Source organism: uncultured Georgenia sp., from assembly GCF_937958535.1.
Taxonomy (GTDB): Bacteria; Actinomycetota; Actinomycetes; order Actinomycetales; family Actinomycetaceae; genus Oceanitalea.
Genome location: NZ_CALGNQ010000052.1, coordinates 1 through 2,545, shown reverse-complemented (window position 1 = coordinate 2,545; position 2,545 = coordinate 1). Strand labels below are relative to the sequence as shown.

At 74.9% G+C, this 2,545-nt stretch carries 1 protein-coding gene, 1 tRNA gene and 2 pseudogenes; 1 reads left to right on the top strand and 3 read right to left on the bottom strand.

The annotated features are described in order from the left end of the window. Positions 1–511: pseudogene (locus tag Q0195_RS03155) on the bottom strand (glycosyltransferase family 1 protein); the annotation flags it as partial. Between the two features lie 121 nt (positions 512–632). Next, positions 633–708 (bottom strand) — tRNA-Ala (locus Q0195_RS03150). Between the two features lie 147 nt (positions 709–855). Here Q0195_RS03150 and Q0195_RS03145 point away from each other — a divergent pair. Further along, on the top strand, positions 856–2,079 hold the full coding sequence (locus Q0195_RS03145) for an arginine deiminase (protein ID WP_299274398.1): 1,224 nt from the start codon (positions 856–858) through the stop codon (positions 2,077–2,079). Positions 2,080–2,134: 55 nt separating this feature from the next. On the opposite strand, the pseudogene Q0195_RS03140 reads toward Q0195_RS03145, so the two are convergent. Then, positions 2,135–2,545: pseudogene (locus tag Q0195_RS03140) on the bottom strand (hypothetical protein); the annotation flags it as partial.

Sequence of the window (2,545 nt, the reverse complement as noted above, 5' to 3'; positions counted from 1 at the left end):
GACGAGCCCGATCGCGCACCCGGTGCCCGCGAGCAGCGACCGACCGAGCGTGGTCCCCGGGCCGGGCGACCACGGCGTCGTCGCGGCCGTACCGCGCGGCCACCTCCTCGGCCGCCCACCGGCTCGTGACCACGACGGCGGTGGCCGCGTGGACCGCCTGGTGCTCGGACCGCGCCACGCGCTCCCGCTGCTCGTCGGTCAGGGCGGTGTCGTCGGTCGGGAAGTAGTGGACGAGGAGTGTCACCCGCCGCCCGTCGGCCGTCGCCGCCCGCACCGCCTCCGGCGCGGCCGAGGCGACGATATTGCCGATGAGCCAGCGGCGCTCGGCCGTGAGCAGCGCACCGAGCCGCGCTCGGTCACCCGGGGCGGGGAGCGGCCAGGACCCGCTGACGGCGTAGGGTCGCACGTCGACCCCGAGGCGCGGGAGGGCCGCGGCCACCTCGTCGTCGTACCGGTTCCCGCCGCTGGGCAGGTCGCTGCGCCAGCGCGCGAAGCCGACTCGGTGGGACACGACCGCATCATGCCCGGCGGCACCGACGGCGGGCCATCGGGCCGCGCCCGTCACCCGCGGAGAAGAGAAGGCCCCGGGCCTCTGCGGGACCGGGGCGGCGCCGCGGACTGCGGCGTCATGCTGGTGGAGCTAGCGGGATTCGAACCCGCGACCTTCTCATTGCGAACGAGACGCGCTACCAACTGCGCCATAGCCCCAACGCTCGGATGAGCACTGGAAACTTTAGCACCGCCGTCGACCGAGGGTGAACCCGCCGCCGGGTTGACGTCGGTCACAGGTCCGGCGGGCCGGCCGCGCCGGGCCGCAGTACCGTGGGGACGCCCCGCCCCCGGACGAGGACGGCCATGACCTATCACGTGGACTCCGAGGTCGGACGCCTCCACCAGGTGATCCTCCACCGCCCGGACCTCGAGCTGCGCCGGCTCACCCCGCAGAACCGCGACGAGCTCCTCTTCGACGAGGTGCTGTGGGTGGAGCGCGCCCAGGAGGAGCACGACGCGTTCGCCGGTGCGCTGCGTGAGCACGGGGTGGAGGTGTGCTACCTGGCCGACCTGCTGCGGGAGACGCTCGCCGTGCCCACGGCCCGCGCGCTCGTCGTCGAGCACACCTTCCACGCCGCACTGCTCGGCGCGGCCGCGGTGGAGCCGGTGCTGGAGCTGGTGGCCACGCTCGACGCCGCCGAGCTCACCCGGGTGCTCATCGGCGGGATGACCAAGCGCGAGCTGCTCGACCGCATCGGCGAGCCGCGGTCGGTGGCGCTGCACGTCCTGGGCCACGACGACTTCGTGCTGCCGCCCCTGCCCAACCATCTCTACGCCCGCGATGCCTCGGCCTGGGTGTACGACGGCGTGGGCGTGAGCAACATGCGTAAGCGCTCCCGGCTGCGCGAGTCGCTCCACTACCAGGCGATCTACCGCTTCCACCCGGACTTCGCCGGCGCGGGCTTCCACCTGTGGAGCGGTGCCGGAGGGCGCAGCGCGATCAGCGTCGAGGGTGGGGACGTCCTCGTCCTGGGTCGGGGCGCGGTGCTCGTCGGGATGACCGAGCGCACCACCCCGCAGGGGGTGGAGCGGGTGGCGCAGCGGCTCTTCGCGACCGGCTCGGCGACCCAGGTGGTCGCCCTCGCCCTGCCGCTGGAGCGGGCCTTCATGCACCTGGACACCGTGATGACGATGGTGGACGACCACACTGTCATCGAGTACGCCGGGCTCGGTGCACTGCCCTCCTACCGGATCACGCCGGGTGACGGGGAGGGGGAGCTCGTCATCACCGACCACCCGCCCGAGGAGATGCACGCCTCGATCGCCCAGGCGCTGGGCGTGGACTCGCTGCGGGTGCTCACCCCGGCGCAGGACTCGCGCAGCGCCGAGCGGGAGCAGTGGGACGACGCGTGCAACGTGTTGGCGGTGGCCCCCGGCGTCGTCGTCGCCTACGAGCGGAACACCACGACGAACGCCCACCTGCGCGCCCACGGCGTGGAGGTGGTCGAGGTGCCGGGGTCGGAGCTGGGCCGTGGGCGTGGCGGGCCGCGGTGCATGAGCTGCCCGACCGTGCGGGACGGCATCTGAGCCGACCCTGGTCGGCGCCGGCGCTCTGCGCGGCTGCGCGCCGGCGAATGGTGCGCTACGCGCCGACGGCGCGGCGGCGGGCGAGGACGGAGTCGAGATCCATCCCTCGCGCGGGCGGCTCCTCGACGACGGGACCCTCCACCGGCTCCGGGTCGGCGACCGGGGCGTAGGGCGAGCCCGCCAGGCCAGAGGCGACGACGCGGGGCTCGGCCGGCTCCTTGGGAGCGGGCTGCTCGCCGGCCGGCGTCTCGGCAGCCGGCGGTTCGTAGGGCGCGATGTCGCGGCGGGGCGCGGGCGGCTTGAGGGTGTAGCTCGGGGCGGGCACCGGGACGGGGGTCCAGCTGTCGCCGCCCGGCTCGTCGGACTCGGCCTCGGCAGCGGCTCGGGCTCCGGCGTCGGTGGTCGCTCCGACGTCGGTGGTCGCTTCGGCGTCGGTGTCGGCGGCGGGGCCGGTCTCCGACACCGA

Bases quoted from the DNA above. Each gene is read 5' to 3' on its own strand.
- Q0195_RS03145 (WP_299274398.1), top strand. From the start codon at position 856: ATGACCTATCACGTGGACTCCGAGGTCGGACGCCTCCACCAGGTGATC.